The organism is Citrobacter tructae, assembly GCF_004684345.1.
GTDB lineage: Bacteria > Pseudomonadota > Gammaproteobacteria > Enterobacterales > Enterobacteriaceae > Citrobacter > Citrobacter tructae.
The window spans coordinates 1805359-1830695 of the sequence record NZ_CP038469.1 but is presented as its reverse complement, the minus strand read 5'-3'; the positions used below and the strand labels follow the sequence as shown (position 1 = coordinate 1830695).

General features: G+C 52.5%; 35 protein-coding genes. 30 read left to right on the top strand and 5 right to left on the bottom strand.

The genetic code is table 11. From position 1 onward, the window contains the following. Position 1: 1 nt before the first annotated feature. On the bottom strand, positions 2-598 hold the full coding sequence (locus E4Z61_RS09660; RefSeq protein ID WP_135322574.1) for a phage repressor protein CI: 597 nt from the start codon (positions 596-598) through the stop codon (positions 2-4). A gap of 95 nt (positions 599-693) precedes the next feature. Between E4Z61_RS09660 and E4Z61_RS09655 the strand changes: the two genes are divergently transcribed. The 10 genes from E4Z61_RS09655 (at position 694) to E4Z61_RS23950 (ending at position 8725) form a co-directional block, all read left to right on the top strand. Continuing rightward, positions 694-915 carry a MerR family transcriptional regulator gene (locus E4Z61_RS09655; RefSeq protein ID WP_135322573.1) on the top strand — a complete coding sequence of 74 codons (222 nt, stop codon included), beginning with the start codon at positions 694-696 and terminating at the stop codon, positions 913-915. A gap of 32 nt (positions 916-947) precedes the next feature. Further along, entirely contained in the window at positions 948-1457 is a 510-nt protein-coding gene (locus E4Z61_RS09650) for a phage regulatory CII family protein (RefSeq protein ID WP_135322572.1), read from the top strand. A 7-nt stretch (positions 1458-1464) separates the two neighbouring features. Continuing rightward, positions 1465-1665, top strand: coding sequence for a phage filamentation protein Fil family protein (locus E4Z61_RS09645; RefSeq protein ID WP_135322571.1), 201 nt, complete (start codon positions 1465-1467; stop codon positions 1663-1665). After that, entirely contained in the window at positions 1629-1970 is a 342-nt protein-coding gene (locus tag E4Z61_RS09640) for a DUF5347 family protein (protein ID WP_135322570.1), read from the top strand. Before E4Z61_RS09645 ends, E4Z61_RS09640 begins: the two co-directional genes overlap by 37 nt. A gap of 67 nt (positions 1971-2037) precedes the next feature. Then, entirely contained in the window at positions 2038-2271 is a 234-nt protein-coding gene (locus E4Z61_RS09635; RefSeq protein ID WP_135322569.1) for a DUF2732 family protein, read from the top strand. After that, on the top strand, positions 2271-2498 hold the full coding sequence (locus E4Z61_RS09630) for a TraR/DksA family transcriptional regulator (RefSeq protein WP_016150819.1): 228 nt from the start codon (positions 2271-2273) through the stop codon (positions 2496-2498). Before E4Z61_RS09635 ends, E4Z61_RS09630 begins: the two co-directional genes overlap by 1 nt. Next, positions 2495-3352, top strand: coding sequence for a DNA adenine methylase (locus E4Z61_RS09625; protein ID WP_135322568.1), 858 nt, complete (start codon positions 2495-2497; stop codon positions 3350-3352). The genes E4Z61_RS09630 and E4Z61_RS09625 overlap by 4 nt, the downstream gene beginning before the upstream one ends. Further along, positions 3343-5751, top strand: coding sequence for a replication endonuclease (locus E4Z61_RS09620; RefSeq protein WP_135322567.1), 2409 nt, complete (start codon positions 3343-3345; stop codon positions 5749-5751). Before E4Z61_RS09625 ends, E4Z61_RS09620 begins: the two co-directional genes overlap by 10 nt. Positions 5752-6335: 584 nt before the next feature. Next, the gene (locus tag E4Z61_RS23875; protein ID WP_167817542.1) at positions 6336-6509 is read left to right on the top strand and encodes a hypothetical protein; all 174 of its coding nucleotides are present in this window, start codon (positions 6336-6338) and stop codon (positions 6507-6509) included. A gap of 23 nt (positions 6510-6532) precedes the next feature. Next, positions 6533-8725, top strand: a complete 2193-nt coding sequence (locus E4Z61_RS23950; RefSeq protein WP_205746889.1) for a hypothetical protein — start codon at positions 6533-6535, stop codon at positions 8723-8725. 47 nt (positions 8726-8772) lie between these two features. Here the strand turns inward: E4Z61_RS23950 and E4Z61_RS09605 are convergent, their stop codons facing one another. Together E4Z61_RS09605 and E4Z61_RS09600 are read right to left on the bottom strand one after the other, a co-directional pair. After that, positions 8773-9813, bottom strand: coding sequence for a phage portal protein (locus E4Z61_RS09605; protein WP_135322566.1), 1041 nt, complete (start codon positions 9811-9813; stop codon positions 8773-8775). Beyond that, positions 9813-11579: a terminase ATPase subunit family protein gene (locus E4Z61_RS09600; protein ID WP_135322565.1), complete on the bottom strand. Its 1767-nt coding sequence runs from the start codon at positions 11577-11579 to the stop codon at positions 9813-9815. Before E4Z61_RS09600 ends, E4Z61_RS09605 begins: the two co-directional genes overlap by 1 nt. 140 nt (positions 11580-11719) lie before the next feature. Here E4Z61_RS09600 and E4Z61_RS09595 point away from each other — a divergent pair, with 140 nt between their 5' ends. The 11 genes from E4Z61_RS09595 to E4Z61_RS09545 all read left to right on the top strand — a co-directional run bounded on the left by E4Z61_RS09595 (position 11720) and on the right by E4Z61_RS09545 (position 17174). Continuing rightward, positions 11720-12553: a GPO family capsid scaffolding protein gene (locus E4Z61_RS09595; RefSeq protein ID WP_135322564.1), complete on the top strand. Its 834-nt coding sequence runs from the start codon at positions 11720-11722 to the stop codon at positions 12551-12553. Between the two features lie 16 nt (positions 12554-12569). Then, complete coding sequence (locus E4Z61_RS09590; RefSeq protein ID WP_135322563.1) at positions 12570-13637, top strand: phage major capsid protein, P2 family; 1068 nt, start codon at positions 12570-12572, stop codon at positions 13635-13637. A gap of 3 nt (positions 13638-13640) precedes the next feature. Continuing rightward, positions 13641-14291, top strand: coding sequence for a phage terminase small subunit (gene gpM, locus E4Z61_RS09585; RefSeq protein ID WP_024552863.1), 651 nt, complete (start codon positions 13641-13643; stop codon positions 14289-14291). A 94-nt stretch (positions 14292-14385) separates the two neighbouring features. Continuing rightward, positions 14386-14850, top strand: a complete 465-nt coding sequence (locus tag E4Z61_RS09580; RefSeq protein ID WP_135322562.1) for a head completion/stabilization protein — start codon at positions 14386-14388, stop codon at positions 14848-14850. Beyond that, complete coding sequence (locus E4Z61_RS09575) at positions 14850-15053, top strand: tail protein X (RefSeq protein WP_135322561.1); 204 nt, start codon at positions 14850-14852, stop codon at positions 15051-15053. The genes E4Z61_RS09580 and E4Z61_RS09575 overlap by 1 nt, the downstream gene beginning before the upstream one ends. Before the next feature lie 3 nt (positions 15054-15056). Continuing rightward, positions 15057-15272 carry an HP1 family phage holin gene (locus E4Z61_RS09570; RefSeq protein WP_001397650.1) on the top strand — a complete coding sequence of 72 codons (216 nt, stop codon included), beginning with the start codon at positions 15057-15059 and terminating at the stop codon, positions 15270-15272. Further along, positions 15253-15768, top strand: a complete 516-nt coding sequence (locus E4Z61_RS09565) for a lysozyme (RefSeq protein ID WP_135322560.1) — start codon at positions 15253-15255, stop codon at positions 15766-15768. The genes E4Z61_RS09570 and E4Z61_RS09565 overlap by 20 nt, the downstream gene beginning before the upstream one ends. Continuing rightward, entirely contained in the window at positions 15765-16193 is a 429-nt protein-coding gene (gene lysB, locus E4Z61_RS09560; protein ID WP_135322559.1) for an Rz-like lysis system protein LysB, read from the top strand. Before E4Z61_RS09565 ends, lysB begins: the two co-directional genes overlap by 4 nt. Next, complete coding sequence (gene lysC, locus E4Z61_RS24125; RefSeq protein ID WP_240703880.1) at positions 16078-16326, top strand: Rz1-like lysis system protein LysC; 249 nt, start codon at positions 16078-16080, stop codon at positions 16324-16326. The genes lysB and lysC overlap by 116 nt, the downstream gene beginning before the upstream one ends. Continuing rightward, on the top strand, positions 16289-16720 hold the full coding sequence (locus E4Z61_RS09550; protein ID WP_135322557.1) for a phage tail protein: 432 nt from the start codon (positions 16289-16291) through the stop codon (positions 16718-16720). The genes lysC and E4Z61_RS09550 overlap by 38 nt, the downstream gene beginning before the upstream one ends. After that, a complete protein-coding gene (locus tag E4Z61_RS09545; RefSeq protein ID WP_135322556.1) occupies positions 16713-17174 on the top strand; it encodes a phage virion morphogenesis protein in 462 nt (153 codons plus the stop codon). Before E4Z61_RS09550 ends, E4Z61_RS09545 begins: the two co-directional genes overlap by 8 nt. On the opposite strand, the gene E4Z61_RS09540 is transcribed toward E4Z61_RS09545, so the two are convergent. After that, on the bottom strand, positions 17171-17980 hold the full coding sequence (locus E4Z61_RS09540) for a DUF2971 domain-containing protein (protein WP_167817541.1): 810 nt from the start codon (positions 17978-17980) through the stop codon (positions 17171-17173). The two genes, E4Z61_RS09545 and E4Z61_RS09540, sit on opposite strands and share 4 nt — an antisense overlap. Positions 17981-18118: 138 nt before the next feature. Here E4Z61_RS09540 and E4Z61_RS09535 point away from each other — a divergent pair, with 138 nt between their 5' ends. Genes E4Z61_RS09535 through E4Z61_RS09510 form a run of 6 tightly spaced genes read left to right on the top strand, consistent with a single transcriptional unit; the run spans position 18119 to position 22536 of the window. Continuing rightward, positions 18119-18697, top strand: coding sequence for a phage baseplate assembly protein V (locus E4Z61_RS09535; protein ID WP_135322554.1), 579 nt, complete (start codon positions 18119-18121; stop codon positions 18695-18697). Beyond that, positions 18694-19053: a GPW/gp25 family protein gene (locus E4Z61_RS09530; protein WP_135322553.1), complete on the top strand. Its 360-nt coding sequence runs from the start codon at positions 18694-18696 to the stop codon at positions 19051-19053. Before E4Z61_RS09535 ends, E4Z61_RS09530 begins: the two co-directional genes overlap by 4 nt. Then, a complete protein-coding gene (locus tag E4Z61_RS09525; protein ID WP_135322552.1) occupies positions 19040-19948 on the top strand; it encodes a baseplate assembly protein in 909 nt (302 codons plus the stop codon). The genes E4Z61_RS09530 and E4Z61_RS09525 overlap by 14 nt, the downstream gene beginning before the upstream one ends. After that, complete coding sequence (locus tag E4Z61_RS09520; protein WP_135322551.1) at positions 19941-20546, top strand: phage tail protein I; 606 nt, start codon at positions 19941-19943, stop codon at positions 20544-20546. The genes E4Z61_RS09525 and E4Z61_RS09520 overlap by 8 nt, the downstream gene beginning before the upstream one ends. Next, positions 20543-21940: a phage tail protein gene (locus E4Z61_RS09515; protein WP_135322550.1), complete on the top strand. Its 1398-nt coding sequence runs from the start codon at positions 20543-20545 to the stop codon at positions 21938-21940. The genes E4Z61_RS09520 and E4Z61_RS09515 overlap by 4 nt, the downstream gene beginning before the upstream one ends. Further along, the gene (locus tag E4Z61_RS09510) at positions 21940-22536 is read left to right on the top strand and encodes a tail fiber assembly protein (RefSeq protein ID WP_135322549.1); all 597 of its coding nucleotides are present in this window, start codon (positions 21940-21942) and stop codon (positions 22534-22536) included. The genes E4Z61_RS09515 and E4Z61_RS09510 overlap by 1 nt, the downstream gene beginning before the upstream one ends. A gap of 104 nt (positions 22537-22640) precedes the next feature. On the opposite strand, the gene E4Z61_RS09505 is transcribed toward E4Z61_RS09510, so the two are convergent. Beyond that, a complete protein-coding gene (locus E4Z61_RS09505) occupies positions 22641-23147 on the bottom strand; it encodes a hypothetical protein (RefSeq protein WP_135322548.1) in 507 nt (168 codons plus the stop codon). A 129-nt stretch (positions 23148-23276) separates the two neighbouring features. Between E4Z61_RS09505 and E4Z61_RS09500 the strand changes: the two genes are divergently transcribed. The 3 genes from E4Z61_RS09500 to E4Z61_RS09490 are packed head-to-tail and all read left to right on the top strand — an operon-like array spanning position 23277 to position 25332. After that, entirely contained in the window at positions 23277-24449 is a 1173-nt protein-coding gene (locus tag E4Z61_RS09500; protein ID WP_135322547.1) for a phage tail sheath protein, read from the top strand. A gap of 9 nt (positions 24450-24458) precedes the next feature. After that, complete coding sequence (locus tag E4Z61_RS09495) at positions 24459-24974, top strand: phage major tail tube protein (RefSeq protein ID WP_115614536.1); 516 nt, start codon at positions 24459-24461, stop codon at positions 24972-24974. 55 nt (positions 24975-25029) lie between these two features. Then, positions 25030-25332 carry a phage tail assembly protein gene (locus tag E4Z61_RS09490; protein WP_032680255.1) on the top strand — a complete coding sequence of 101 codons (303 nt, stop codon included), beginning with the start codon at positions 25030-25032 and terminating at the stop codon, positions 25330-25332. Positions 25333-25337: the final 5 nt, after the last annotated feature.

Genomic DNA, 25337 nt, shown 5'->3' with positions numbered 1-25337 from the left:
ATCAATTTGAAACAGTTGTGCTTCTCACATATGCGATCACTTCTATATCTGCAAAAGCACATTCAAAACTATTATCTGCAGTGGAAATTTTAATCATGCCCTTAGGCAACCTGGTGATGAGTCTGATGGAATAAGTTCCATCAATGTTTATCAACCAGTGCCCATCAAGCACTTCTGTAAATTTTTGCTCACAGATGTATGTAGTAGGTCCGTCGAGAACAACAATCGGGGCAGAAAGCTTCGCGGGAAGAAATGACGCGTCAAAAACATATGAGCCATCTTCAACCATTTTTCCCGCAACCAGACGAAACTTCACGAGCTCTTCGGTGGTTGCTGTTTGAGAACTTAGCTTAAGGCCTTGCCCGGTGGTTAACCAATTGAGTGAAGTGCCTGTTTCGAGGGCACACTGAATTATCCAATCTGCGGGAAAGGTATCTCGCATGTATCTATTAGCCAAAGTGCTTTTTGACACTTCTAAGTGGTCAGCAAGGGCCTGCCGTGTCGTAAACCCATATGCCTCGACCAATCGCTCAATCGCAGCCTTGCCACCCTGATTGGGATTTATTTTGATCTCACTTGGGTACTTTGATGTTGACATATCTCTTATGCGATCCTAATATCAATTTTGTTCCCATTTGGGTACTTGTCACGGTTACTACCGGCTCACCACAAGCCAATAGGAGATGTTGCCCCATGGCCCCTAACATTTCAATCACTCTGAATACGCCGCACGTCACAATCGAACGATACAGCGAGCTGACAGGACTGCCTGTAGACACCATTAACGACATGCTTGCTGATGGACGTCTGCCTCGCCACCGTCTGCGTAAGGATAAGAAACGCGAGAAGGTGATGATAAACATCGTCGCGCTGACTGTTGATGCACTTTCAGATTGCAATGTCGCTATTAGTTAGTTCCATTTTGAGATACATCGGAGTCTCTTGCTATGTTTGACTATCGAGTTTCCAAACACCCGCATTTCGATGAAGCCTGTCGTGCCTTCGCCTTGCGTCATAACATGGCGAAGCTGGCAGAACGTGCAGGTATGAATGTCCAGATTCTGCGCAACAAGCTAAACCCGGAACAACCACACCAGCTGACTGCACCTGACATATGGCTGCTGACTGATATCACAGAAGACTCAACGCTGGTTGACGGTTTTCTGGCTCAAATCCATTGCCTGCCGTGTGTGCCATTGAATGAAGTAGCAAAAGAGAACCTGCCGCATTACGTCATGAGTGCAACTGCGGAGATTGGGCGAGTAGCTGCAGGTGCAGTATCCGGTGATGTAAAAACCAGTGCAGGCCGTCGCGATGTTATCAACAGCATCAACTCTGTTACGCGCCTTATGGCACTCACTGCAGTTTCATTGCATGCGCGTTTGCAGGCGAATCCGGCGATGGCAAGCGCGGTAGACACCGTGACGGGCCTCGGCGCTTCGTTCGGTCTGATCTGAGGTGGCTATGCTGACTAAAGAACCATCTTTTGCATCACTGCTCGTTAAGCAAAGTCCTGCAATGCACTGCGGTCATGGCTGGATTATGGGGAAGGATGGCAAGCGCTGGCATCCATGCCGCTCTCAGGATGTGCTGCTGGATGAACTATCCACTAAAAAGCAGGGGAAACCATGGCTATTGAAGGCGATGCTGCGACTGTCCCGCTAAGCGCTGGCCTCCGCCTTAATGGGTTAAACCACATCGCGGAATTAAGGGCCAAAGTGTTTGGCTTAAATATTGATTCAGAACTGGAGCGCTTTATTAGCGATATGCGGGACCTACGGGATATTAACCATAAGCAGAATAAACGCGCACTAGCCGCAATATTCTTTATGGCAAAGATTCCGGCGGAACGTCATAGCGTCAATGTTAGTGAGCTGACGACTGACGAAAAGCGGGAGCTGATTAAAGCAATGAACCATTTCCGTACAGTGGTGAGTTTATTTCCAAATCGGCTAGCCATGCCGAATTAACCCACAACCGAAATTAAAGGCGTAAACCCGCCGGGCTTCTTATTGCCCAAATTCAGGAGAAACAACAATGCGAAATATTGAAACCCGTATCACTAAAACAGGGCCAGATGATGCTGGCCTTAACCAGATGCTGACTGATGCACGCATGGAAGAACGCCGGGCACGTGCCGCGGCAATGGCAGCCCGTCTTGATAGCCTGGCTTGCCATATAACGTCACGCCAGCTTAATCACGTTGAAGCGGCGGAGCTGCTGCGTATTGCGGCTGAAAACATTCAGAACGAAGAGCAGGAGATCCACTGATGGCTGATTCAATGGACCTTGTACAGCAGCGCGTTGAAGAAGAACGTCAGCGCCATATCCACACCGCCCGCAACAGAACGCCGGGCGTTTCCCGTGTGCTCTGCATTGATTGCGATGCACCGATCCCGCCAGCACGCCGTCGCGCCATTCCGGGCGTGCAGTGCTGTGTCACTTGTCAGGAAATAGCAGAGCTGAAAGGCAAACATTACGTAGGCGGTGCTGTATGAGCACCATCCTTAAATGGGCGGGAAATAAAACCGCCATCATGCCGGAACTGATTAAGCACCTTCCTGTTGGTCCGCGACTGGTTGAACCTTTCGCGGGTTCCTGTGCTGTGATGATGGCGACAGACTATCCTCATTATCTTGTCGCGGATATTAATCCAGACCTGATTAATCTCTATCAGGTGATTAAGAATGATGTTGAATACTTCATCAAAGAGGGCAGATATCTTTTTGAAGCCCGTAATGATCCAGAGGCATATTATAAGACGAGACAGGAGTTTAACTTGCGCCATGGTGGCGCAATTGAACGCGCATTGTATTTCTTATATTTAAATCGCCATGGTTATCGCGGACTGTGTCGCTATAACTTGGACGGTTATTTTAATGTTCCTTACGGTAATTATAAAAAGCCGTACTTCCCTGAAAACGAAATACGCGCATTTGCAGAAAAAGCAAAACGCGCAACGTTTATCTGCGCCAGCTATGACGAGACACTTGCGCTGCTGCAGACGGGGGATGTTGTTTATTGTGATCCGCCATATGACGGCACGTTTAACGGATATCACACAGCAGGTTTTACAGAGGATGATCAGTACCATCTGGCGTCTATTCTTGAACGCAGGGCATCAGAAGGCCATCCGGTTATCGTGTCCAACAGCGATACGTCTCTGACCCGTTCGCTTTATCGTGATTTTACCCGCCATCGTATAACCGCTAAGCGCAGCATGGGCGTGGTTGCCGGTGATAGTAAAACTGCAGTAGAAATCATCGCCACAAAATCGGCATGCTGGTTTGGTGTTGATTTAGCGTCCGGTCCTGATACCTCGGTGGAAACTGAGGTGCGGGCGTGGCAGTGAGTAAATTCACATTACATCATGCACAAACCACCGGCGGCTCGAATGAGGCCGCCGTGGCCTTTCCATGGAATACCCCAAAAAAGGCGGTTAACCCATATCTGGACCCGGCGGAATTTGCGCCGGAGTCTGCGCTTTCAAACCTCATTACTCTGTACGCTGCGGATAACGAGCAGGAGCATCTGCGCCGTGAGGTGATGAGTGATAAGGTTTGGGAACGTTATTTCTTCAATGAATCTCGTGATCCTGTCCAGCGTGAAATGGAGCAGGATCGGCTGATTAGCCATGCCAAAATGGCCCGCGAACAGCAGCGCGTTAATCCAGATTTGGTGATTATTGCCGATGTAAGCGCCATGCCTGCCCATATCAGCAAGCCTTTGCTGGAGCGGATTAAATACTTCCATAGCCTGGGCAGGGCTAAAGCTTATTCCCGCTATCTGCGCGAAACAATCAGACCGTGTCTTGAGCGGCTGGAGCGCGTGCGGGGCAGCCAAATGTCCACCTCGTTTCGGTTTATGGCGAGCCAGGACGGGCTGGAGGGGCTGCTGGTACTGCCTGAAATGAATCAGGATCAGGTCAAGCGCCTTTCCACGCTGGTTGCGGCACATATGAGCATGTGTCTTGATGCGGCCTGCGGCGATCTGTTTGTCAGTGACGATGTTAAACCAGAAGAAATCCGCCAGGTATGGGAAAGGGTTGCTGCAGAAGCCATGCGCCTTGAGGTCATCCCGCCTGCCTTTGAGCAGTTACGCCGCAAAAAGCGCCGCCGCAAGCCGGTGCCTTATGAACTGATCCCGCCGTCGCTGGCGCGCATGCTGTGCGCGAACTGGTGGTATCGTAAATTATGGCAGATGCGCTGCGAGTGGCGGGAGGAGCAGCTGCGTGCCGTCTGCCTGATCAACAAGAAAGCGTCCCCGTATGCCAGTTATGAAGCCGTGATCCACAAACGCGAGCAGCGCCGCAAATCGCTGGAGTTCTTCCGCTCGCATGAGCTGGTAAACGAAGACGGTGACACGCTGGACATGGAAGATGTGGTGAACGCCAGCAACAGCAACCCGGCACACCGCCGTAATGAAATGATGGCCTGTGTTAAAGGGCTGGAACTGATCGCGGAAATGCGCGGAGACTGCGCGGTGTTCTATACCATCACCTGCCCGTCACGCTTCCACGCAACCCTCAACAATGGCAGACCAAATCCGAAGTGGACCAGCGCCACGGTCCGCCAGAGCAGTGATTATCTGGTTGATACGTTCGCCGCTTTCCGCAAGGCCATGCACAAGGCCGGGCTGCGCTGGTACGGCGTCCGCGTTGCAGAGCCGCACCATGACGGCACCGTGCACTGGCATCTTCTGTGCTTTATGCGCAAAAAAGACCGTCGCTCCATCACCGCACTGCTGCGTAAGTTTGCCATCCGTGAAGACCGCGAGGAGCTGGGCACCAATACCGGGCCGCGCTTCAAGTCTGAGCTAATCAACCCGCGCAAGGGCACGCCGACCAGCTACATCGCCAAATACATCAGTAAGAACATCGACGGGCGCGGGCTGGCTAAAGAAATCAGCAAAGAAACCGGCAGATCACTGCGTGACAGCGCCGAGCATGTCAGCGCCTGGGCGTCACTGCACCGTGTTCAGCAATTTCGTTTCTTTGGTATTCCGGGGCGTCAGGCATACCGCGAGCTGCGCTTACTGGCTGGTCAGGCCGCGAGAGCGCAGGGCGAGCACAAAGCGGGTGCGCCGGTACTGGATAACCCGCGTCTGGATGCGGTGCTGGCAGCAGCTGATGCGGGCTGCTTTGCTACCTACATCATGAAACAGGGCGGCGTGCTGGTTCCCCGCAAGCATCACCTTGTTCGCACGGCTTATGAGCTTAACGACGAGCCGAGCGCCTACGGCGATCACGGTATCCGTATCTATGGCATCTGGTCCCCGATTGTAGAGGGCAAGATTTGCACGCACGCGGTGAAGTGGAAAAAGGTTCGTAAAGCCGTTGACGTTCAGGAGGCGACAGCCGACCAGGGCGCTTGCGCCCCTTGGACTCGTGGCAATAACTGTCCCCCTGTTGAAAATCTGAACAAATCAGGGGGTGATTTACCCGATATTAAAACCATGGATGAGAAGGAATTGCATGATTACCTCCACAGCATGAGCCAGAAGGAACGGCGTGAGCTTACCGCCAGGTTGAGACTGGTAAAACCTAAGCGGCGAAAAGGGTACAAACAGCAGATTAGCAATCATCAGCGCCAGCAGCTTGATGCTGAACTGAGGTCTAGGGGATTTGATGCGAGTAATACCGAGGTGGATCTGCTTCTGCGTGGCGGCAGTATCCCGTCCGGGGGCGGGCTGCGTTTGTTCTACCGAAATCAGCGCCTGCAGGAAGATGATAAATGGCGGCAGTGGTACTAAGAGGACTGGAATCAGGATATCTATTAATCAAAGGGTTAGCTGAGTAAAAAACTATTTCAGCTTTAAATACATATGATGTACTGTATATATAAACAGTAATATTGGGAGGGAGTTGTGAACGATTTGTTCATGGAGTCACTTGCATTGCAACGGATAGAACTTATGGCCCGGCTGGTCGCCAGCTCAGATTGTAGCGATGACGACAAGGAGGTGGCGATCTCCTGGTTGTCGGAGTTGACAAGTGATCTGGTTACTAGGCTAAACGAGTACGGAGTAAGGCAAGATGAAAACACGCACTAGTGATTTTGCACCGTGGGAATCTCCCTCCCATACAGCATACGGCGACTTGATAACGCAGTGCATGTCTATGGTGCATGGATTCGCATGATCCAAAAAGGATCGCAACGGGTCGGGGCCGCCAGAACTGGCGCGCTTTCCGGCCCGTCATGCACCTGCATGAAAACCACTCCATAAAGCGGGCAGGCGTGGCGGGGATACGAGCGCGCGCGCTGGTTGCACGAAGATTCGCTATAGGCTACTATTAGCGCAATATTGTATGACTGCTGGTACTGATGAGGTCGGTTATGAGCATTCTAGAGTTGTTAAGCATTGCAAGTTCAGCAAGTACGGTGGTTATCACTGAGGCTGAAGCTGCGTCAATTAAAGCGAAAATTGCCAAAGCTGAAGATGAATTTGAAGCGGAGTCTCGCTCTTCGTCTATCGATGATGCGCTGTTGGCTAAAACCTACAGTCTCTAATATCTAATACAACAAGCAACCTTTTGGTTGCTTTTTTTTTAAAAAAAATGACTCCATATCTTATTTGTGAATTTGAGAAACAGACTTTAACTAACTTAGTTAAGGAATCTTTTAAAACGGAATTTCCAGATATCTTCAATAAAAAACAGATCGATTACATTTATAGATATTTAAAAGATGCTAAATGTAAAACTGTAATACTTGAATATGATTATATGGATAAGGATTATTTAGAAGATTATGCTCGCTATTATGTTAAAGGGTTTAATAACTCCGGTTATAAATCAGCGAGATTGCATTTTTTTTCAATGGAATTTGACCACAGTAATATTGATAAATACCTTTATAAAGGTATAAATAAAAAAGAAAAAAAACTACTTCAAGACTCATATTTAGGTTTCATGATAATTAAGCCGCTGCCGAAAACATTTATAGGGCGCACATGCTTAAGGATATATAATAGCATTATTTCAGATAGTAATAAAAAATGTCTCTTCCGTGAATATTCCGTGGATCTTTTTGGCATTAGTTTGACTGTTGAATCGATTGCTTTTCAGGAGCAAGATAAAGTTATATCTGCTTGTGCAACCACTTCTATTTGGTCGGCTTTGCATGCTATTTCATGGAAAAATGTCAGGGATATTCCATCTCGTGGTGTAATTACAACAAACGCAATTAATCATATTAACGACTCAAGCAATAGTTTTCCGAATAAAGAACTTAATAACAAACAAATATTACGAGCTATTGATTCAGAAAGGTTAAAACATCAAACTGAGTATCTAAAGGATACAACACAGGATGTTTTCTTTAACAAGATCAGAATACATATAAATAGTGGCCTTCCACTTATATTAGGTGGGGAAATATATTCTTTGGAGAAATCTAGTGAATTTATTAAAAAAGCTGGGCATGCTGTTCCAATTTTAGGTTATAAAGATGAAGGGGAACGTGCTCTTTATATTCATGATGATAGACTTGGGCCTTATGTTCGAGCCACCTTTAAAGATATTTCATCTGAAAATTTAAATGATGGATCTTTATCAAAATGGGGATTGGTACTCCAAGAAAAAAATGATGAAGGAGGTTGGAGTGATCCGCACGAGATTTTAATTCCGAATATATTAATCACAGTTCAGTTTCCAAAAGTACGGTTACCCTATAATTATGCAAATAATACTTGTCAATTGATTGAGTTGATATATTGCAGTTTCCTCGAGGTAGTTGTTGCTAAGAAGCAGGAGCAGGAGCAGGAGCAGGAGCAGGAGCAGGAGCAGGAGCAGGAGCAGGAGCAGGAGCAGGAGCAGGAGCAGGAGCAGGAGCAGGAGCAGGAGCAGGAGAAAAAGAGTTGCGCGTTAACTTATGATGTTGAATTGCAGGAAATTTCGACCATAAGACAGAATTTCTTAGAATATAAATTCAATTATCAAAATGATTCAAATCCTCGTATATCAGAGGATTTTTTGAAAAGCGCAAGGGTTGATTTCCTGTCTAAAAGTTATGCAAGATTTCAATGGGTCGCTTCTTTTAAGCTAAATAAAAAGGATGCTTTCAAAGTCTTATTTGATGCGACTGATATTCCGCAAGGGAATGCTGTTTCAGCCATTATTTATGAAAATAAAGATTGCTGTGATGCAGTTTTTGAAACACTTAAGAGAATTGTAAAATTAGAGCCTTATGCAAGTGAGATATCTAAATTCAAAAGTGATGAGCAATTCTTTAATTCATTCATGAAAAAGATAAATAAAAATGAAGATGATTATTCACACTATTTGGATTTCAATTTTGGGAAGTTGAGAGCACCAAAATCGTTAAAGGCCGGCGAGTTTCAGGGGGGGAGAGTTAACGAGAATGAAACCACAAGAAGGTTTTATGGGAAAAGTGATATTGCTCTTTCCAGTATTTGCGCAGGACTGAAAAACGATGACAAGGACTCTTTCTTAATTTGGGCGATTGGTGATGATGGCGTACTTCTAATTGGAAAGGAAATTGGAGATGTCGGGCATCCGAGTTTAACCGGGTTTAAACCTGCTAGGATTGCTGGGGAAATAAGAAGAGTTAAAGGCGTATTGTCTATTAATTCAAAATCTGGGCGGTATAGTAGAGACTATAAAAATCCAACTTTCTTACTCAAGAATGCAGTAGGAAAGTTTAGATCTATCTTCCAGGAAGACGATTTTAAAATGAATATTTTAAGGTTTAAAAAAACCAAGTGAAAATGTACACCCTACCTTTTTATTTTGGGTAAGGTGTATTATCGCTATTAGGGGTGTTCTAGGTGATAAGGTAAAAATTCAATCAAATTTTCTCCTATCCAATTGTTTATTTCTTTAAGTCGGCTTTGTAAGGGATGCAGTTCATTCCTTACAAATACCTTACTGGCTTTTTCTACATCCCCAAATCCCCCAACATTGCTCGGCATGATTCCCATCATCTGCGGCGGAACTCGATGTGCCGCCATCATGTCATCGCGGCTTACGTTCTTGATGTTCAAAAACTCATCCTTTGCCGCTACCTCTGACAGCGGAATGATCTGAATCCCGTCCTTTTTGCCGTTGGGTGAGTACATAAACAGGTTGCGGAAGTTGCCCGGTCCTTTGGCGCTTTTCATGGCCTGGCGGATGTTGTTCACGTCCTCCTGGTTCTGGGCGGCGTCGGTCATGTACATGATGAAGCCAGCATGGCTGCCGTTGATGTAGTACTTCCGGCGGAACAGCGTGGCGGACTCGTTCAGCAGGGCTGAAGGGATGGCAGACAGGTATTCCGGCAGGCCGTAAATCTCCTGGTTTAAATCCGGCTCCATCAGGTGAAAGATGCTGCCTTTGGTAAACTCGTAGGGCTGCGTGGTCATGCCGTATTGCACAAACCAGTAAGTGTCGAGATTGATCCCGCGTCGTGTGTATTTCGCCAGTGATGGCTCCAGCGACAGAATGCCGCCGAGGCGGTTCGTCCGTTTCTCCAGATAGGCGTTACCAAACACCAGGTAGTCCTGTACGAAGCGGCTGAATGCCTGCTGGCTCAGTAACGGGTGCGGGATAAACGTGCTGGTCAGGATGTTGCGCTTCACCGCAATTGGTGAGCTGTGATGCACGGCGGCGCGATAGGTGCGGGCCAGTCCGTCAAAGCTGACTGGCGGCTCATACCAGCGGTCCATCTGTACGCATTCCACATAGTCCAGCAGCTCGCGGCGGTCCAGCACCGGGATTGGATCACCAAAGCTGAAAGCCTCGGCAGTTACGCCTGCGTTTTTAGGCGCCGTATCTTCTGTTGGCGTTGTGCTGGTTAAGGCTTCGAGTTCACTCATCAAAAAATCTCCACAATGTTGCTGGTATTGGCGGATTCGCCCTGCAGCGGTTCGTTAAACAGTGCGTGCATCGTTGCCCAGGCCAAATCGGCGTGGCTGGCTTCTTCGCTGCGGCTGGCTTCATAGGTAGGGCGGTTGCCGCTGGCGGTAGTGGCACGGCGGATTGCCATAAAGGACTGCGCAATGTCTGTGTGCCCGGCGTCGAACTCCAGGCGGCGGTGGCTGATAATGTCGTACGCCTTGAGCACCAGGGCGTTTTTCACGTTGGGGTTGTAGACAAACTCCCGCACGGCAGGGAAGAACGCTTTCACGTTCTCATATACGCCGTGGCCTACGCCCGTTGAGTCAATGCCGATATAGGTCACGTTGTACTGCTGAGTTAGTTTTTTGATAGCGTCCGCCTGGGCGCGAAAGTCCATCCCACGCCACTGATGACGCTCCAGAATGCGGAACTTTCCGCCCGGTACAGTGGGCGGCGCCATAACCACGCAGCCTGCGCTGTCACCGTTCTGCGTACCTTTCGCCGGGTCGTAACCGATCCAGACTTCTCGCCAGCCAAACGGGCGCAGCGCCAGCGCCTGAAAATCGGTCCAGACTTCCCAGCTGTCCACCATGCACGCCTGCAGCTCGCTGAGCGGGAATACTGACGCCAGATCGTCAATAAATTCGCACATCAGCAGGTTCTGATATTCGTCCGGGCTGTACTCCGTGCGCAGCTGGTTGAGGTCGAACAGGTTACAGCCTCCGCGCACCGCATCCTCCACGGTGACGATCTGGCGGTACTGTCCGTCAGGGCAGAGCAGGCCGCGCGCAAGGTTGCTGTGGGTCAGGTCAATATCCACCTTGTCCGCTTTGGCACGGCCCCGGTTAAACAGCGCACCGGACCAGAACGGATAGGCACTGTGGGTCAGGCTGGACGGCGTGGAAAAATAGGTTTGTCGCCATTTCTTGTGAATGGCCATACCGGAGGCAACCTTGCGCAGCTCCTGGAATTTCGGTATCCAGAAATACTCATCAAGATACAGGTTGCCGTGGTAGCTCTGCGCAGTACGGGCGTTGGTGCCGAGGAAGTACAAAGCTGCACCATTGGGCAGCACCATGGGATCGCCTTTCAGCTCAACACCCACCTCTTTTGCAAAGTCGATGATGTACTGCTTAAAAACGTGCGCCTGCGCCTTACTGGCAGAAAGGAAAATCTGGTTGCGCCCGGTCAGCAGGGCGTCAATCAATGCTTCACGGGCAAAATAAAACGTTGCGCCAATCTGGCGCGACTTGAGCAGATTGCGGATGCGGTTTGTTTTCCCGGCTTCAAACCAGTGGCGCTGATAGTCGAACATAGAGGCGTGGAAGACTTCTTCCAGCTTCTCGATCTGTTCGTCGGTGAAAACATTCTTTTCCGGCTGACGGCGTGGGCCTTTGTTACGGTTGGCGACTTTCGGGTTTAAATCAGCTTCGTTCCCGCCATCGTTAAATTTGCCGATCCGGGCGTGGCGCTCTGACTGGCGTGCCAGCAGGTCAATTTCCTTGAAGTCTTTCCCTTCTTTCTGCTCCTTCATAATGAGCTGGCAGTAACGTGCGGCGGTGGTGAGCTGCATCTGATCCAGCGGCCCATAGTCGCCCCACTTGTCGCGCTTCTTCCAGCTGTGAACGGTTGCAACTTTCTCACCCAGCATTTCAGCAATGCGGGCTACGCGGTATCCCTGAAAGTACAGCAGCATGGCCTGCCGACGGGGATCGAGGTCTGCGGGGGTCAGTGTCGTGTTCATGGCCCAAACATACGGCCTTGGATGGCGGCTTTCCCCGGCTGCGGTTTGTGTGGTTTACCGTACAAATACAGTGCGTTGTCTCACTCCCCCCATCGCCGCAAACATAAGGCTCCAGTAAGTTTTCTAACGGAGCACGGCTCATGACAGTGAAAGCAAAGCGTTTCCGTATCGGGGTGGAAGGTGCCACCACCGACGGGCGCGAAATCCAGCGTGAATGGCTGGAACAGATGGCTGCCAGCTACAACCCGACGGTCTACACCGCGTTGATTAACCTGGAGCACATCAAGTCTTATTCCCCGGACAGTGCCTTCAACCGTTACGGCAAAGTGACGGCGCTGGTTGCAGAGGAAATCCAGGACGGTCCGCTGGCGGGCAAGATGGCACTTTACGCCGATGTTGAACCGACGGACTCCCTGGTGGCACTGGTGAAAAAAGGCCAGAAGCTGTTTACCTCCATGGAGGTCAGCCCGAAGTTTGCCGACACCGGTAAAGCCTATCTTGTGGGACTGGCGGCGACTGACGATCCGGCGAGCCTCGGCACTGAAATGCTGACCTTCAGCGCCAGTGCCACACATAACCCGCTGGCGAACCGCAAGCAGAACCCTGAAAACCTATTTACTGCCGCCGAAGAAACGCTGATCGAACTGGAAGAAACCCGCGACGATAAACCGTCCCTGTTTGCCCGCGTCACCGCGCTGTTCACCAAAAAAGAGCAGACCGATGAGGCGCGTTTCTCCGACGTGCATAAAGCCGTGGAGCTGGTCGCCACTGAGCAGCAGAACCTGAGCGAACGCACCGATAAATCCTTGTCCGAACAGGACAAGCGCCTTTCTGAACTGGAGTACTCCCTGCGGGAACAACAGACCGCCTTTGCCGAGTTACAGCAGCAACTGAGCCGTGAAGACAGCCGCAAGGATTACCGCCAGCGCGCGCCGGGCGGTGACGCACCGGCAGGCACCCTGACCAATTGCTGATGGAGCATAAAACCCGATGAAAAAGAAAACCCGCTTTGCCTTTAACGCTTACCTGCAGCAACTGGCGCGCCTGAACGGTGTGGAGGTTGAAGAACTGTCCAGCAAGTTTACCGTGGAGCCGTCCGTGCAGCAGACGCTGGAAGACCAGATCCAGCAGTCCGCCGCTTTCCTGACGCTGATTAACATCACGCCGGTCACTGAGCAGTCCGGTCAGTTGCTGGGGCTGGGCGTTGGCAGCACCATTGCCGGAACCACCGATACCACCACCAAAGAGCGCGAGCCTACCGATCCGACGCTGATGGAAAACGTGGAATACAAATGTGAGCAGACCAATTTTGATACGGTGCTGACCTACGCAAAACTGGACATGTGGGCGAAATTCCAGGACTTCCAGGTGCGTATTCGCAACGCCATCGTCAAGCGTCAGGCGCTGGACCGCATCATGATCGGCTTTAACGGCGTGAAGCGCGCCAAAACCTCCAACCGTGCTGAAAACCCGCTGCTGCAGGACGTCAATAAAGGCTGGCTGCAGAAAATCCGCGAAGACGCGCCGGATCACGTCATGGGCAGCAAAACCGCAGAAGACGGCATCACTACTGCAGAACCGGTAAAAGTAGGTCCGGGTGGTAAGTATGTAAATCTTGACGCGGTGGTGATGGATACCGTCAACGAGTTGATCGATGTGGAGTATCAGGATGATGACGAGCTGGTTGTTGTCTGCGGACGTGAACTGCTGTCTGACAAGTATTTCCCGCTGGTCAACAAAGAGCAGGACAACAGCGAGAAAATCGCCGCCGATCTGATCATCAGCCAGAAACGCATGGGTGGCCTGCAGGCTGTGCGCGCGCCTTTCTTCCCGGCGAATGCCCTGCTGATCACCCGTCTGGATAACCTGTCCATCTACTGGCAGGAAGACACCCGCCGCCGTTCTGTTATCGACAACCCGAAACGTGACCGGATTGAAAACTTTGAATCCGTCAACGAGGCGTATGTGGTCGAGGACTACCGTTGCGCGGCACTGGTGGAAAACATCGAAATCGGTGATTTCACCCCGCCTGCAGCAGAAACAGGAAACGGGGAGTAATGCATGAGCCTGAGTCCCGCACGGCAGCACCGCCTGCGCATTCAGGCCGAACAGGCCGCCCGTGAGGGCGGCAGTGTTCGCCATGCGTCGGGGTATGACCTGATGCTGCTGCAACTGGCAGAAGACCGCCGCCGCCTCAAGGGTGTCCAGTCCACGGTGAAAAAGGCGGAAATCAAGGTGGAGCTGCTGCCGAAATATTCCGCCTGGGCGGAGGGCGTGCTGGCTGCCGGAGGTGCGCAGCAGGATGACGTGCTGATGTACGTGATGCTGTGGCGTATCGACGCCGGTGATTATGCCGGTGCGCTCGAAATCGGGCGTCATGCGCTGCGCCATGGCTGGGTGATGCCGCTGGGCAACCGTAACGTGCAGACCGTGCTGGCAGAAGAAATGGCAGATGCGGCGCAAAGCGCTCTGCTAGCCGCTGCCGGTTTTGATGCCGATCTGCTTCTGCAGACGCTGGACCTGACAACCGATCTGGATATGCCGGACCAGTCGCGGGCGCGCCTGCATAAAGCCATCGGCGCTGTACTGAGCGAAAGCAACCCGGCGTCTGCCCTGAATCACCTTACCCATGCGCTGCAGCTTGATCCCCGCTGCGGTGTGAAAAAAGAAAAGCAGCAGCTGGAGCGCAGACTGCGCAATGACAGCCGCTAACGAACGTGCCCCGCGCACGGGCGGCACGGGATGGCGAAAGGCACTGCCACATCAAAATTCCGTCCACCGCCCACTTATTTCAGGAGAAAGCCGCATGAAGTTTGTTGCGCCCGAACAGGTACCGGAACAGGCGGAGGTCATCAAAAATACGCCGTTCTGGCCTGATGTGGACCTGTCGGAATTTCGCAGTGTGATGCGCACTGACGGCACGGTGACGCAGCCGCGTTTAAAGCAGGTGCTGCTGACGGCGATTTCTGAGGTTAACGCTGAGCTGTACGACTTCCGCAACCGCCAGCAGATGCAGGGTTATCGGGCACTGGCTGAGGTTCCGGCGGACATGCTGGACGGCAAAAGCGAGCGTATCCGGCACTACCACAACGCCGTCTTTTGCTGGGCGCGCTCCGTGCTCAATGAGCGTTATCAGGATTATGACGCCACGGCGTCCGGCGTGAAGCGAGGGGAAGAACTGGCGGAGGCCAGCGGTGATTTGTGGCGCGATGCCCGCTGGGCTATCAGCCGGGTGCAGGATGCACCGCACTGTACGGTGGAGCTTATCTGATGAAAGTGCGTGCACACCAGTATGACACGGTGGACGCGCTTTGCTGGCGTCATTACGGGCGCACGCAGGGTGTCACGGAGCAGGTTCTGCAGGCAAATCCGGGGCTGGCAGAGTACGGCCCATTTTTACCGCACGGGCTGCAGGTGGAACTGCCGGACATTACGGCGTCAACCAAGGCGCAGACCGTCCAGCTATGGGACTGAATTATGACGCTTGAACGAATCAGCGCCTTTATTACTTACTGCATCGCCGTACTGCTGGCATGGCTGGGCGATCTGTCGCTCAAGGATGCATCAACGGTTGGCGGCGTGTTGATTGGTGTGCTGATGCTGGCTATCAACTGGTACTACAAACACCAGTCTTTCAGGTTGCTGCGCGATGGCAAAATTTCACGGGGGGAATATGAATCCTTCAATCGTTAAGCGCTGCCTTGTCGGGGCTGTGCTGGCTATCGCCGCCACGCTGCCCGGTTTTCAGTCGCTAAAAACCTCCGTTGAAGGGCTGAAACTGATTGCCGATTACGAGGGGTGTCGTCTGCAGCCGTATCAGTGCAGCGCAGGTGTCTGGACCGACGGAATTGGCAATACATCCGGGGTGGTACCGGGGAAAACTATCACGGAACGGCAGGCGGCGCAGGGGTTAATAAACAATGTGTTGCTGACTGAAAAAAGGCTGGATGCCTGTCTGACGGTTAAGCCCCCGCAGCATGTCTACGATGCGCTGGTGAGTATTGGTTTCAATGTGGGGACCGGCGCGATCTGCAGGTCAACCATGGTGTCATATATCAATCGCCAGCAGTGGTGGCAGGCATGCAACCAGCTACCGCGCTGGATTTACGTTAACGGTGTGAAAAATAAAGGTCTGGAGAACCGCCGCGCGCGGGAAATGGCCTGGTGTCTGAAAGGTACTGGAGCGTGACGCGCGCACTTGTGGTAGGGCTGGTGCTGGTTCTTGTTGCGCTGGGCTGGCAGTCGTGGCGGCTTAACAATGCCAGTCACATCATTGAGACGCAGGGCGCGGAGCTGAAAAGTAAAGCGCAGGAACTGACGAAGAAAAACAGTCAGTTGATCGGTCTGTACATTCTGACCGAAACCAACAGCCGGGAGCAGACGCGGCTTTATGCGGCAGCGGAACAGACCATCGCAATGCTGCGAAGCCGCCAGCGCCGGATCGAGGAACTGAAACGTGAAAACGAGGATTTACGCAGCTGGGCTGATGCTCCTTTGCCTGCTGACATTATCAGGCTGCGCGAACGTCCTGCCCTTGCCGGAGGTGCAGCTTACCGTGAATGGCTGTCCCAGAGTGACGCAGTGCCGCCTGGAAAGGTCAGCGCCGCGCAGTAACGGTGATCTGAATGCGGCGCTGGATGAAACAGAGGCCGCTTGGGCGGCCTGTGCTGACAAAGTCGACACGATAGTTGCGTGTCAGGAGCGAAACAGTGAACAAGCCGCAATCCTTACGCAGCGCCCTGAATAACGCAGTGCCGTATGTGCGCGATAATCCCGACAAGTTGCATCTGTTCGTGGACAACGGTTCCCTGGTGGCTACTGGTGCGATGTCCATGTCGTGGGAATACCGTTACACCCTGAATGTGGTGATTGAGGATTTCAGCGGCGACCAGAATCTGCTGATGGCCCCGGTGCTGCTGTGGCTGATGGAGAATCAGCCGGATGCTATCAATAACCCGGCGCTGCGTGAAAAGCTGTTTTCTTTTGAGGTGGATATTTTGCGCAATGACATTTGCGACATCAGTCTGGACCTGCAACTGACAGAACGCATTCTGGTGAGTTCGGAGGGCGGGACCTCTACCGTTAAGGCGGAGCCTGAGCCGGATGTGCCGGAAGAAATGTGGACGGTGAGCCGTGGATGAACTGCAGAAAATGGATGCCTGGCTGACGGCATTACTGGCAAATCTGGAACCTGCGGCGCGCAAGCGCATGATGCGGGAACTAGCGCAGCAGCTGCGGCGAAACCAGCAGAACAACATCCGCCTGCAGCGCAATCCTGATGGCACGGGCTACGAGCCGCGCCGGGTAACTGCCAGGACAAAGAAAGGCCGCATTAAGCGGCAGATGTTCGCCAAACTTCGCACCACGAAATACCTGAAAACCGCCGCCAGTGCCGATTCTGCCAGCGTTGAATTTGCCGGGCAGGTGCAGCGTATTGCTAGGGTTCACCATTACGGCTTACGTGATCGTGTAAGCCGTCGGGGGCCGGAGGTGCGTTATGCAGAGCGGCGGTTGTTAGGCTTTAACAATCATACGATAGCACATATAAGTGATTGTCTGCTTTTGATGTTGTTGAGTGAAACTGGCATTGGCTAAAATATCTTTAACAGCTTGCTGTCCACTGTTAGTAAGTTTGAGTTTATTAGCTTGTGCTCTTCTATTTTGTACTGATTGACTAATGCTGATACAGCACTTGGATAGGGCTGGGACACGTATGGGGATATGTATATTTTCTCTATTAACTTGGAAGGTGATACTTTAACTCTAATTCCCTTTGGAGTGTGTTTTTCTATATTTTCAGGGGTGATTTTAGGGGTGATTGATAGGCGAACCTCCTTCTCATGCGCAAATGAAATTCTTTTGAGGTAAGGTACGGTCCGCCCATTTGTTATACAGTCACTAATTGTGAGGTTATCATCAAGGTAGTCTATGTATTTGACTTCGTTAATTGCGATGTGTTCATCACATGATATGGCATCTATTAGACTTTGAACTGATGTTTGAATTGCAATGCCTTTGTTGTCATCGGAGTAAAGTCTCCACATACCTTCAGATTCAAAATCATTTTGATGCCAACAATTAACGGTAACAGAGTTCATTACTGTAAAGTACCCTTCCTCAATTTTTGTGAAGTGCTCGCTCATCATATTTTTAAGATTCTGAATGTTAGCGTTGTCCTCATCTGAAATCGTGATTCCGCTTTTATCATCTTCAAGAACATCAAGAAATGGCTGTATTTTACTTGCTAGTTCCTCAAAGTTATCTCTTATGACATGAGAGAATGCATCTAATATTATACGGGGCAATAGTCCCTCGTAAGGGTCACTTCTACTATAGTGGCTAAGTGGTGTGAAATATAATTCCTCACTAGCTAAAATATCAATGAATTTGTCTAAAGACATATAGCGCCAGAGTTTTGTCTCAGGTTGCAAGGTTGGGCTTAATTGAAAATTTTTCATTGTCTACCGTAATCTTTGTATTGTAAGTGACACAATTGAGTATGTTCACATTCTAAGACTTATTAATGTCAATATACAGACATGAACGCACAACTCACCGAAATCATGCGCCTTATCACCAACCTGATCCGCACCGGAACTGTAACTGAAGTGGACCGGGACAACTGGCTGTGCCGGGTGAAGACGGGCAACCTTGAAACCAACTGGATTAATTGGCTGACGCTACGCGCGGGTAACTCCCGCACCTGGTGGAAACCGTCTGTAGGGGAGCAGGTTGTGCTGTTCAGCCTGGGCGGCAATCTGGAAACCGCCTTTGCCCTGCCTGCCGTCTACTCAAACCAGTTTCCGCCGCCATCCAAATCTGAGGACGGCAGCGTGACGGAATACCCGGACGGTGGCTGGTTTGAGTACGAGCCTGAAACCGGGCGCTGGTACGTCCGGGGCATTAAATCCATGGTGATCGAGGCTACAGATAACGTCACTTTCAAAACTGAAAACTTCGTTGTGGAAGCCGACACCACCCGCATCAACAGTAACGTGGTGATTAACGGTGCCGTTAACCAGAGTGGCGGGCCGATGGATTCAAACGGGATCGTGGTGGATGACCACGCGCACAACAAAGTGAAGTCCGGCGGCGACACATCGGGAGGCCCGGTATGACGATGTATTACGGCATGAACAGCGCCACGGGCAAGGCCATTACCGACACTGAGCACCTCAATCAGTCCGTGAAAGACATTCTGATCACGCCGCAGGGTAGCCGCATTGCCCGCCGGGAGTATGGTTCGCTGCTGTCGGCGCTGATTGACCAGCCACAAAACCCGGCGCTGCGCCTGCAGATGATGAGTGCCGTTTATGTGGCGCTGATGCGCTGGGAGCCACGGCTTACTCTCGATGCTATCACGATCAGTTCAGGCTTTGACGGCTCGATGGTCGTGGACCTGACCGGGCGGCGCACTGATGGCTCGCCAGTTTCTCTTTCCGTTGCAACAGGAGCACAAAGTGGCAGCAATTGACCTTTCCCAACTCCCGCCGCCACAGATTGTCAAAGTGCCGGACTTTGAAACTCTGCTGGCAGAGCGCAAAGCGTCCTTTGTGGCGCTTTATGCCGTGGACCAGCAGGACGTCGTGCGGCGCACGCTGGCGCTGGAGTCGGAGCCAATCACTAAACAGCTGCAGGAAAATACCTACCGGGAAATTCTCCTGTTACAGCGTATTAATGAGGCGGCTCTGGCGGTCATGGTGGCTTACTCCGGTAATACCGATCTTGACCAGCTCGCCGCCAACTACAACGTGAAACGCCTGATTGTGACGCCTGCCGATGATAACGCCGTGCCTCCCGTCCCGGCGGTGTACGAGTCTGACGAAGAGTTGCGCCCGCGCATCCCCGGAGCCTTTGAAGGGCTGTCCGTCACCGGGCCGACGGCGGCCTACGAGTTTCACGCTAAAAGCGCGGACGGGCGCGTGGCGGATGCCAGCGCAACCAGCCCGGCCCCGGCGGAGGTGGTGCTTACTGTCCTCAGTCGTGAGGGTGACGGCACCGCAGGTGCTGACCTGCTGGCGGTGGTTGATAAGGCGCTCAACAGTGAGAGCGTGCGCCCGGTGGCTGACCGTCTGACGGTGCGCAGCGCTGAGATTATCCCGTACAGCGTGGACGCCACGATCTTTATTTATCCGGGGCCGGAGGCCGAGCCGGTAATGGCAGAGGCCAAGGCTAGTCTGCAGAAATACATCGCCAGCCAGACGCGGCTGGGGCGTGATATTCGTCTGAGCGCCATTTATGCCGCCCTGCATGTTGAAGGTGTGCAGCGGGTTGAGTTGGCATCGCCGCTGGATGATGTGGTGCTGGATAAAACCCAGGCCGCCTCCTGTTCCACCTGGAGTGTGACCAACGGGGGTACGGATGAATAGTCTGTTGCCGCCGGGTTCATCCGCACTGGAGCGCCGCCTGGCGGAAAGCTGCAGCGGTATTTCCGATCTGCAGGTGCCACTGCGTGACCTGTGGAACCCGGCGACGTGCCCGGTCAGTTTTCTGCCGTATCTGGCCTGGGCGTTTTCGGTGGACCGCTGGGACGAAAGCTGGGCGGAAAGCGTTAAGCGCCGGGTGGTGCAGGATGCTTTCTACATCCATCAGCACAAGGGCACAACCAGCGCCGTGCGGCGCGTGGTGGAGCCGTTCGGTTTCCTGATCCGCATTCTGGAGTGGTGGCAGACCAACGAGGCCCCCGGCACGTTCCGCCTGGACATTGGCGTGCAGGACCAGGGCATCACAGAGGAAACCTATCTGGAGCTGGAGCGCCTGATCGGTGATGCGAAGCCATGCAGCCGTCACCTGATCGGCATGTCCATCAACCTGCAAACCAGCGGCCCGTATTGGGTGGGGGCGGGAACCTATATCGGGGAAGAAATCACCATTTACCCGTATATCAACGACACCATTACTTCCAGCGGCCCGGCTTATACAGGCGGTGCGGTCCATGTTATTGACACGATGAGAGTGAACCCATGAGCGCAAAATTTTATACCCTGCTGACGGAGATCGGCGCGGCGAAACTGGCAAGCGCCGCCGCGCTCGGTGTGCCGCTGAAAATTACTAAAATGGCGGTGGGTGATGGCGGCGGCGTGTTGCCAACACCCAGCGCACAGCAGACGGCGCTGGTTGCTGAAAAGCGCCGCGCCGATCTCAATATGCTGTACATCGACCCGCAGAATAGCAGCCAGATTATTGCGGAACAGGTTATTCCTGAAACAGAGGGGGGTTGGTGGATTCGTGAGGTTGGCCTGTTTGATGAGACAGGCGCGCTGATCGCCGTCGGCAACTGTCCGGAGAGTTACAAGCCGCAGCTGGCTGAAGGCAGCGGGCGCACGCAGACCGTGCGTATGGTGCTGATCACCAGTAGCACCGATAACATCACCCTGAAGATTGACCCGGCGGTGGTGCTGGCAACTCGCAAGTATGTGGATGACAAGGTGCTGGAGTTAAAGGTGTACGTGGATGACCAGATGGCGAAGCATATCGCTGCCGCCGATCCGCATACGCAGTACGCGCCGAAAGAAAGCCCGACGCTGACAGGCACGCCCAAAGCGCCCACAGCTGCTGCCGGAACCAATACAACGCAGATTGCCAGCACTGCCTTTGTGCAGGCGGTGGTGACAGTGCTTAACAATGCGCTGGCTCTGAAAGCGCCCCTGGCAAGTCCGGCTCTGACCGGAACGCCAACGGCCCCGACAGCGGCGCAGACTGTAAATAATACGCAGGTAGCTACCACGGCATTCGTGAAAACGGCACTCGCTGCGCTGGTTGGCTCATCACCTGCTGCGCTTGATACGCTGAATGAACTGGCGGCAGCATTGGGTAATGATCCGAACTTTGCCACCACCATGACAAATGCGCTGGCGGGGAAAATGGATAAATCTGCCAACGGTGCTGATATTGCCGATGTTGCGGCATTCCTTAATAACCTCGGCCTGGGGGCCGGTTCTGCCTTACCTGTAGGTGTGCCGGTACCCTGGCCTCTTGCAGCAGCGCCTGCCGGATGGCTCAAGTGCAATGGGGCGGCATTTACCGCCGTGCAGTATCCAAAGCTGGCAGTGGCTTATCCGGGAATGAAATTGCCGGATTTACGCGGTGAGTTTCTCCGGGGATGGGATGACGGAAGAGGAATTGATAGCGGGCGAGCGGTGGGATCTTATCAGTCGCCGACACTGGTACATGAATATCTTGGTGATGCAGGGCAAGGGTCATCTTCAGTCGGAAAAATGTATGTTGTTGACGCTGATTCATGGTCCGACTCTCAAGAGGGTTTCCTCCGATTTGGTAAAGGAGCAGAAACCACTGGTTCACGTCGTTATTCTTCGCGTCCGCGCAACATCGCATTTAACTACATCGTGAGGGCCGCATAATGCAGACCGCAATATTAGAAAATGGCTTCGCCATCGTGGCAGGGGTGATAGTCGTGTTTAACTACGATGGCAATTCGCGAGAATATTTAACGCAGTCAACGGAGTTTTTACCTGTAGGCGTCGGTATTCCAGCCAATGCCTGCACAGATAAGCCGCTGAAAGCAAAGAGTGGGTGTGTGGTCTGCCGGAACAGCGAGCTGACCGGGTGGGAATATCTGGTGGATCATCGTGGTGAAACCGTCTGGAGCACCAAAACAGGTGAACCCCTGCAAGTCACTGCACCGGGTGATTACCCTGCAAATACCACGCTTTACGAACCCGCTACGCCTTATGATAAATGGAACGGTGAGCGCTGGGTGACGGATGAAGTGGCACAAAAGGCGGCAGCAGTAGCCGAAGCAAACGCCACCAAAGCTGCGCTGATCAATATCGCCAGTGAGCAAATCGCCCCTCTACAGGATGCGGTTGATCTTGATATGGCGACGGACGACGAAAAAGCCCGCTTTGATGCCTGGCGAAAATACCGCGTATTGCTGACGCGCGTGGATACCAGCGCCTCTCCCGCAATTACCTGGCCCGAAGCGCCAGCCGCTTAATATCTCCCCGCCACGTGCGGGGATTTTTCTGCCCGTCCATTGTGCCATCCCCCACATAAAGCCAAGAAGTGCGCTACGGTATTTATCGCTCTAATTCGTAATGTTCAAGTGTGAGTGATATTCGAGTAACGCATGATGAATGAGATAAGTAACATGAGAAATCCAGTTCCGGCAAGTGGACCTTTTTCCGTTTTTAGTAAAAAGACAGAAATGCTTCTGAAAAATAGCCCCCCGACACCTAATGCGACGAGTAATTTTACAGCATGTCCAATGAGAACATTGAGAGCCAGAGCTGAAAGTAAAAGTGAAATGAGTGCGAGGCATAAATACGGAATAGGAGTTAAGATTTCATATAAAAAAACTCTAAAGTTGTATATTGCATAGGAGATTGCTATCAGGCATAAACAGAAAAATATTATTTTTAACTGCGCAAAAGTTTCTTTGAATTTCTGTGAAATATCTCTATCAACATTATCCCTTAATCGGGCGAAGTATCCAAAAAGAATTTGATTGATCTTAGCCCTCCATGCGGAAGGCATGAAATAATCACACCCCATCAGTAAAGACGCAACTATTTGACATGACAGAACAGTAATCTCACTAAAAACCATTGTTTACTCTCATCGTATCGCTAATCCCTCAACGATTACTTTGTATCATAACTGAGACAATATGGTCTCGATGATTTTCACTCCATACAAAGGAATCATGACGAAACTCTTCTACAGGAGATTCGTTATATGGCTCAGGATTACCACCACGGGGTGCGCGTTGAGGAAATCAACGAGGGCACCCGCACCATTACCACGGTGAGCACCGCTATTGTGGGAATGGTCTGCACCGGGGATGACGCCGATCCGTCAGTGTTCCCCCTCAATAAACCTGTCTTACTGACTGATGTGCTGACCGCCAGCGGCAAAGCGGGCGAGTCCGGCACGCTGGCCCGTTCGCTGGATGCGATTGCCGACCAGGTCAAACCTGTCACCGTGGTTGTCCGCGTGGAGCAGGGCGAAACCGAAGCGGAAACCACCACCAACATCATCGGCGGCGTGACGTCTGACGGTAAAAAAACGGGCATCAAGGCGCTGTTGTCTGCGCAGTCGCAGTTGGGCGTTAAGCCACGCATCCTCGGTGTGCCGGGCCATGACAACCAGGCTGTGGCGACGGAGCTGCTGGGTGTGGCGCAGAGTCTGCGCGGGTTCGCGTACCTCTCCGCCTACGGCTGCAAAACCGTGGAAGAGGCGATCACCTACCGTGAGAACTTCAGCCAGCGCGAGGGGATGCTGATCTGGCCTGACTTCATCAACTTTGACACCGTGCTGCAGGCGGATGCAACGGCGTTTGCCACGGCCCGCGCCCTGGGCCTGCGCGCCAAAATCGACGAGCAGACCGGGTGGCACAAAACCCTGTCCAACGTCGGCGTGAACGGTGTCACCGGACTGTCTGCGGATGTGTTCTGGGATCTGCAGGACCCGGCAACGGATGCGGGGCTGCTGAACCAGAACGACGTCAACACGCTGATCCGCAAAGATGGCTTCCGTTTCTGGGGTTCCCGCAGCCTCAGTGACGATCCCCTGTTCCAGTTTGAAAGTTACACCCGCACGGCGCAGGTGCTGGCTGACATCATGGCAGAGGCGCACATGTGGGCAGTGGACAAGCCGCTTAACCCGTCGCTGGCCCGCGACATTATCGAAGGTATCCGCGCCAAAATGCGCAGTCTGGTGAGCCAGGGCTACCTCATCGGCGGTGACTGCTGGCTGGATGAGGCTGTGAACGACAAGGACACGCTCAAGGCCGGGAAGCTGCTGATCGATTACGACTACACGCCAGTGCCACCACTGGAAAATCTGCTGCTACGCCAGCGCATCACTGACCAGTACCTGATGAACTTTGCCAGCCAGGTCAGCGCATAAGGGGGCACCATGGCTTTACCTCGTAAGTTAAAACACCTGAACCTGTTCAACGACGGGAACAACTGGCAGGGGATCGTTGAGTCCCTGACCCTGCCGAAATTTACCCGCAAGTTTGAGAAGTATCGCGGCGGCGGCATGGCTGGCGCGGTGGATGTGGACATGGGGCTGGATGACGGCGCACTGGACACGGAATTTTCCATTGGCGGGATGGAGTCGCTGATCTTCAAGCAGCTCGCCAAAACCACCGCCGACGGCGTGCAACTGCGCTTTACTGCGTCCATCCAGCGCGATGACACCGGGGAAGTGCAGGCCGTGGAGCTGGTAGTGCGCGGACGTCACAAAGAAATCGACTCCGGCGAGCTGAAAACCGGAGAGAGCAACAGCACCAAAGTCAGCAGCACCAACAGCTACGCCAAACTGACCATTAACGGTGAAGTGCTCTATGAGGTCGATACGATCAACATGGTCGAAATCGTGGACGGCGTAGACCTGATGGAAGCGCACCGCCACGCCATCGGCCTCTGATAACCCATAACGGCGCGGGCTTCCGCGCCCTGTTTCCCGATGTAAGGACAAGAACATGAGCGACAAAGTAAACGAAAAAACCGTGGTACTTGATACGCCAATCCTGCGTGGTAAAAGCGAAATCAAAGAGGTGGTGCTGCGCAAGCCGCAATCCGGTGCACTGCGTGGCACCCGCCTGCAGGCCATTATGGACATGGACGTGAGCGCAATGATGACCATCATTCCGCGCATTTCCAGCCCGACGCTGACCCCGCAGGAAATGGCAGAGCTGGACCCGGCGGACCTCACCGCCATGTCCGTGGAGGTGGTCACTTTTTTGTTGAAGAAATCGGTGCTTGCCGATTTGCCGACAGCCTGACGGTT